The sequence below is a fragment of the Promicromonospora kroppenstedtii DSM 19349 genome, from assembly GCF_000515355.1.
Lineage (GTDB): Bacteria > Actinomycetota > Actinomycetes > Actinomycetales > Cellulomonadaceae > Promicromonospora > Promicromonospora kroppenstedtii.
Genome location: NZ_KI911699.1, coordinates 8,769 through 14,812 on the forward strand (window position 1 = coordinate 8,769; position 6,044 = coordinate 14,812).

General features: G+C 68.8%; 5 protein-coding genes. 4 read left to right on the plus strand and 1 reads right to left on the minus strand.

Features of this window, described 5'->3' with window-relative positions:
- The 3 genes from PROKR_RS31680 to PROKR_RS18245 form a co-directional block, all read left to right on the plus strand.
- Positions 1-521 (plus strand): MaoC/PaaZ C-terminal domain-containing protein (locus PROKR_RS31680; protein ID WP_036965470.1); only part of this gene is annotated, 521 nt, incomplete at its 5' end.
- Positions 522-604: 83 nt separating this feature from the next.
- On the plus strand, positions 605-3,088 hold the full coding sequence (locus PROKR_RS18240) for a hypothetical protein (RefSeq protein WP_036965472.1): 2,484 nt from the start codon (positions 605-607) through the stop codon (positions 3,086-3,088).
- 150 nt (positions 3,089-3,238) lie between these two features.
- Complete coding sequence (locus tag PROKR_RS18245) at positions 3,239-5,335, plus strand: hypothetical protein (protein ID WP_036965474.1); 2,097 nt, start codon at positions 3,239-3,241, stop codon at positions 5,333-5,335.
- Positions 5,336-5,342: 7 nt separating this feature from the next.
- Here PROKR_RS18245 and PROKR_RS18250 read toward each other — a convergent pair whose 3' ends face one another.
- On the minus strand, positions 5,343-5,690 hold the full coding sequence (locus tag PROKR_RS18250) for a DUF192 domain-containing protein (RefSeq protein WP_051433121.1): 348 nt from the start codon (positions 5,688-5,690) through the stop codon (positions 5,343-5,345).
- A 161-nt stretch (positions 5,691-5,851) separates the two neighbouring features.
- Between PROKR_RS18250 and PROKR_RS35365 the strand changes: the two genes are divergently transcribed.
- On the plus strand, positions 5,852-6,044 hold a 193-nt coding region (locus PROKR_RS35365; RefSeq protein ID WP_036965476.1), incomplete at its 3' end, for a hypothetical protein.

Below are 6,044 nucleotides of genomic sequence, written 5' to 3' on the forward strand. Positions count from 1 at the left end.
TGCAGGGCACGCCCGCGGCACTGACCGGGCTGACCGGCCGGTGGCGGGCGGGGGCGCCGTCGCGCACCGACGCGGGGCATCCCTTCCGCCGGTCGCTCGCGGAGCTGCGGATCGGCGACGCCGTCGAGTCGGAGCCGCGGGAGGTCACGCTCGACGACATCACGCACTTCGCCGACTTCACCGGCGACACCTTCTACGCGCACACCGACGAGGAGGCCGCCGCGGCCAACCCGTTCTTCCCCGGGCGCGTGGCCCACGGGTACCTGCTCGTGTCCTTCGCGGCGGGCCTGTTCGTGGACCCGGCTCCGGGCCCGGTGCTGGCGAACTACGGCCTGGAGAACCTGCGGTTCCTGACGCCGGTCTCGCCCGGGGACACCATCCGGGTACGGCTGACGGCGGCCCAGATCACCCCGCGCGAGGACGAGGACTACGGCGAGGTGCGCTGGGACGCCGTGCTCACCAACCAGCGCGACGAGCAGGTGGCGACCTACGACGTGCTGACGCTGGTGGCCAAGGAGTAGGCCCCCGGGCCCAGAGGTTTTTGGGCGCATGGTTGGGCCGCCGGGCCGTCGTCCTCTACCCGGCTGGTCCATACCGTGAATGAATGACCAGTGACGACGAGGTGAACGCCGGCCGTCGCGCAGGGGTGCTCCGCACCCGACGTCCCGGGCGCGAGGCCGGGCAGGCGCTCACCGAGTACGTCGCGGTCATCGGCCTGCTGCTGCTGATCGTCGGCATCGTGTTCGCCGCGGCCACCCCGGTGGCCGCGGACATCGGCGAGCAGTGGCTGTGCGCGGTCGACCCCATCGTCAAGGAGGAGGGCGCAGAGCACTGCGTCGACGACGACGGTGATCCCGGGGAGCCCGGGGACTCACCGAGCCCGGGGGACGACTACAGCCCGCCGTCGGGCAGCTGCGAGGACGACGTCACCTTCGACTTCGTGGACAAGCCCGACTCCCAGTGGGACACCGCCGTCGTGCAGATCGACTGCGTCTGGTACCCCGGCCCGACCATCTGCTTCTCCGCCAACATGCCGGACGGGCACCTGGACCGGGACACCGAGGACCAGGTGTACCTGGAGGAGGAGATCCAGGACTTCGTGGACTGCGTGCTCGACGGCCGGGGCGGGCCCAAGGACGACCCGGACGACGAGTCGTGCGTGAACACGATGCCGACCAGCGAGGAGATCGACGAGGACGCCCCGCCGAGGGTGCAGGTGGGCTGCCGCGAGTACCCGGTGCCGAAGGGCTGCGAGGCCGAGTGGGCGGCCTACGAGGACGCCGAGCCCGGCAAGGAGCGCGCCGCCCGCGCCGGCGAGCTGGCCAACTGCATCACCGAGAAGTACAAGTCGATGGAGCCGACCTGCGTGGTCCAGGCCACCGGGCACGTGGACAGCTCGGAGATCCAGTTCCTGTTCTTCCGGTGGGGCGACAGCAACGGGACGCTGATCGAGAAGCTGGGCGACGGGCGCATCCGCATCCACATCCTGACCGGGGTGGAGATGGGCGCGGGTGCGAGCGGCAGCGAGGTGGGCGGCTCGCCGGTCAGCTTCGACATCGCCGGCATCACGGGGTACGGGACCGACAAGACGTACGAGTTCACGGACATGACCAAGGCTCAGGAGTGGATCAACTGGTACAAGCGGTACGACATGGCCAAGTCCATCGTCTACAGCGGGGGCGGCCGCAACTGTCCGCCGCCGATGAGCTACTGCCCGCCACCGCCCGACCACATGCCCGACGTCGGCGACGTGCAGGACCTCCAGGACGAGGAGCCCGAGCACCACGAGCTGGCCGAGGCGGACAGCGACATCAAGAAGGTGAAGCTCAAGGGCGGTCTCAGCCTGACCGGCAAGAACGGGCCGTTCTCCCTGACGGGTAGCGTCGAGGGCGGTTACGAGGGCGAGGTCCAGGTCGAGGACCGGCGCTGGTCCGACGGCAGCCGCACGGCCACGTACACGTCGTCCGACATCGGAGGGTTCCTGATCGGGGCCTCGTTGGGCGGCAAGAAGCCGTTCACCAAGGACAAGGACGGCAAGGAGACCAGCTCCGGCTCGGGCGCCGGCTCGGGCTCGGTGGGCATGGAGTGGAAGGGCACCACCAGCACGACGGCGGCCTGGGACAAGGAGGGCAAGCTCTCCAAGCTGATCATCTCGATGGACGACCAGGTGATGCGCACCCTGGCCAAGGCCGGCATCGACCTGTCCGTGGCGCTGCCGTACGGCTTCGCGGTCAACGGCGGCTACAGCAGCTCCGAGGAGGAGGGAACCCTCTCCAAGCGCGAGCTGATCATCGACTTCAACCAGTACCCGGAGCTGCGCGAGAAGCTCGGCCCGAAGATCGACGAGGTGTTCCCCCGTGACAAGGAGGGCAACCTGATCAAGGACGACGTCGAGATCGACGGGCAGAACGAGGAGGGCGGCGAGCTGTTCGAGGCCGCCGAGGACTATGCCAACGTGCGCGAGCTGACCTACGACGCGACGCGATCGACCGAGGGCGGCAGCGGCGGCCTGACGTGGCAAGGGCTCGACCTGTTCAAGGTGTCGTTCACCTCGGTGGACGAGGAGCAGATCCTCTCGGAGTCGTCGTTCGAGGTGACCGACGTGGACGGCAACAAGCAGAAGGTCTCGCCGGCGCCGCAGTGCAGGGCCAAGGACTTCGAGCAGCCGCCCGCCTACTACAGCGACGACTTCTCCGACCCGCCCACGCAGATCGGGCAGCAGAGCCACGACATCGGCACCGAGTACGTGGACAACAAGTCACCCAAGTTCACCGAGGGCACCTACCCGGGCACGGACTACGACGGCGACGTGCCGAAGGACCGGGCCGACCGGGTGCACTCGCTGCTGGACGAGTACTCCGCGGCCTTCCCGGACAAGAACATCCTGGTCGTGAAGGACTTCGGCAACTTCAACTTCAGCGGCCTGTTCGGGTTCGTGCACCTGGCCACGGTCGACGGGATGGACGTCATCGGGATCAACCAGGGCACGGTGAAGAACAAGGGCGACGGCGGCTGGATCAACTGGGGGTTCACGGGCAACTACGACTACGACCCGGACACCAGGACCGTGAAGTTCAAGCAGCCGTGAGCGGGCGGGTGAAATCTTCCCGGGCACTGGGCCCGTGGCCCCACTGCGTGGTGCCGCGGGCCCATGACCTGCGGTTTCGGCGCGAATCTGTACGCCGACGGGACGTTTCCCGGACAGTTCGAGTTCATGCTCCCGTCCTAGTTTTCGAGCATGACCAGACGAGACCGCGAGGCGGGACAGGCGCTCACCGAGTACGTCGCGGTCATCGGTCTGCTGCTGCTCGTGGTCGGCATCGTGTTCGCCGCGGCGACCCCGGTGGCGGCCGACGTGAGCGAGCAGTGGCTGTGCGCCGTCGACCCGATCGTCAAGGAGGAGGGGGTCGACGGCTGTGGCGACCCCGGCTCCCCGGGGGAGCCCGGTGACCCGGGCGACGACGAGTCCCCGGGGGACGAGTACAGCCCGCCCACGGGCAGCTGCGAGGACGACGTGACCTTCGACTTCGTGGACAAGCCCGACTCCCAGTGGGACACCGCCGTCGTGCAGATCGACTGCGTCTGGTACCCCGGCCCGACCATCTGCTTCTCCGCCAACATGCCCGAGGGCCACCTGGACCGCCCTCGGGAGGACCGCGTCTACCGCGAGGACGAGATCCAGGACTTCGTGGACTGCGTGCTCGACGGGCGCGGCGAGCCCAAGGACGACCCGAACGACGAGTCCTGCGTCGCCACGCTGCCCACGAGCGAGGAGTTCGACGAGGACGCCCCACCGAAGGTGCAGGTGGGCTGCCGCGAGCTGCCCGTGCCCAAGGGCTGCGAGCAGGAGTGGGCGGCCTACGAGGACGCCGAGCCCGGCAAGGAGCGCGCCGCCCGCGCCGGCGAGCTGGCCAACTGCGTCACCGAGAAGTACGGCTCCATGGAGCTGCCCTGCGTGGTGGAGGCCACGGGGCACGTGGACAGCACCAACGTCCAGTTCCTGTTCTTCCGCTGGGGCGACAGCAACGGGACGCTGATCGAGAAGCTGGGCGACGGGCGCATCCGCATCCACATCCTCAAGGGCGTGGAGTTCGGCGTGGGCGCCAGCGGCAGCGACGTGGGCGGCACGCCCATCGCCTTCGACATCGCGGGCATCACCGGCTACGCCGAGGACTACACCTACGAGTTCACCGACATGCAGAAGGCCCAGGACTGGATCAACTGGTACAAGAAGTACTCCCTGTCGGCGGAGATCGTGAGCTCCCCGCCGACGCACTGCCCGCCGCCGCACCTGAGCAGCTACTGCCCGCCGCCCCCGGCCCACATGCCCGACGTCGGTGACGTCATGGACCTCCAGGACGAGGAGCCCGACCACCACCTGGTCGCCACGTCCACGAGCGACATCAAGAAGGTCAAGCTCAAGGGCGGCCTCAAGTGGGGTGCCGGGGTGGGCCCGGTCGAGCTCAAGGGCATGGTCGACGGCGGCTACGAGGGCGAGATCCAGGTCGAGGACCGGCAGTGGTCGGACGGCTCGGTGACCGCCACGTACACCTCGTCCGACATCGGCGGGTTCCTGATCGGGGCCGAGCTGTCCGGCAAGCAGCCCTTCACCAAGAAGAACGACAAGGAGACCAGCTCCGGCAAGGGCAAGGGCAAGGGGCAGGTCGGCATGGAGTGGAAGGGCACCACCAGCACGTCGGTGATCTGGGACAAGGACGGCAAGCTGTCCAAGCTCACGATCGCCATGGACGACCAGGTGATGAAGACGCTCTACAAGGCCGGCATCGACATCGACGTGGTGCTGCCCTACGGCTTCAAGGCGACCGGTGGCTACAGCAAGCAGGAGGAGGAGGGCACGCTCTCCAGGACCGAGCTGATCATCGACTTCAACCAGTACCCGGAGCTGCGCGAGAAGCTCGGCCCCAAGATCGACGAGATCTTTCCCCGCAACGACGACGGCACCCTGAAGAAGGGCGACGTCGAGATCGCCGGCGAGGACGAGGAGGGCGGCGAGCTGTACGAGGCCGCCCAGGACCACGCCAACGTGCGCGAGCTGAAGTACGACATGGACAAGGTCACCGAGGGCGGCGGGTACGGCCTGAAGTGGGAGGGCCTGGACCTGTTCAAGGTCGACTTCACCTCCGTCGACGAGAACCGCACCCTGTCCGAGTCGTCGTTCGAGGTGACCGACGTGGACGGCAACAAGCAGACCACCTCGCCGGCGCCGCAGTGCCGGGCCAAGGACTTCGAGGCGCCCGACGACTACTACACGACCGAGTTCTCCGCCCCGCCGACCCCGACGTTCAGCGGCGGCAAGAGCTTCGGCAACCCATGAGTCCCCGCTACGCCCGGGTCGGGGTCGCCAGGGCGACCCGGCTGCCGGGGCGCAGGCCCCAGCGCTCGAAGCTCCCGGTGGGCGCCTCGAGCACCTGGGTCACGCCCCGGCGGGGGCGGGTCACGGCCCAGGGGCGCAGCACCTGGGCGTGCACCACCTCGCCGTCCGTCGAGAGGAGGGCCACGTCGAGCGGCACGCGCATCCACGCGCCGTGCACCGACGAACACGGGGAGAGCAGCAGGGCCTCGGGCAGCACGCGCCGGAAGAGCAGGCCGCGGGCGCGGGTCAGGGCGGTGTCGGCGACCTCGACGGCGGCCACGGGCCGGTCGTCCACCAGGAGCTGGTTCGATTTCACGACCAGGAGCGTAGCGCGCTCATATGAGCGCGACGTACGGGAAAACGCTCAGAAGTGAAATTCATCCGTCCCAGATATATACGTATATGAGCAAAATCAGTACAGTCCGTGGTGCACCCGTGGTTGTCAGCGGGTACTTGTGTCGATTGTGAGGGGGCACCGTGCAGGTCATCGCGATCGGCGGTCCGGGGGGAACGCACCGGGGGGTCGGCCGGGCGCAGCGCGCGCTGGGGGACGTCGTGGAGGCCGTCGCCCGGCTCTCCGCGGACGACGTGGTGCTGGCCACCCGTGACGACGCCGCCCGGCGCGTGGCCCGCTCCGCCCGCCTGGTGCTCGGTCCCGAACGGCTCGGCG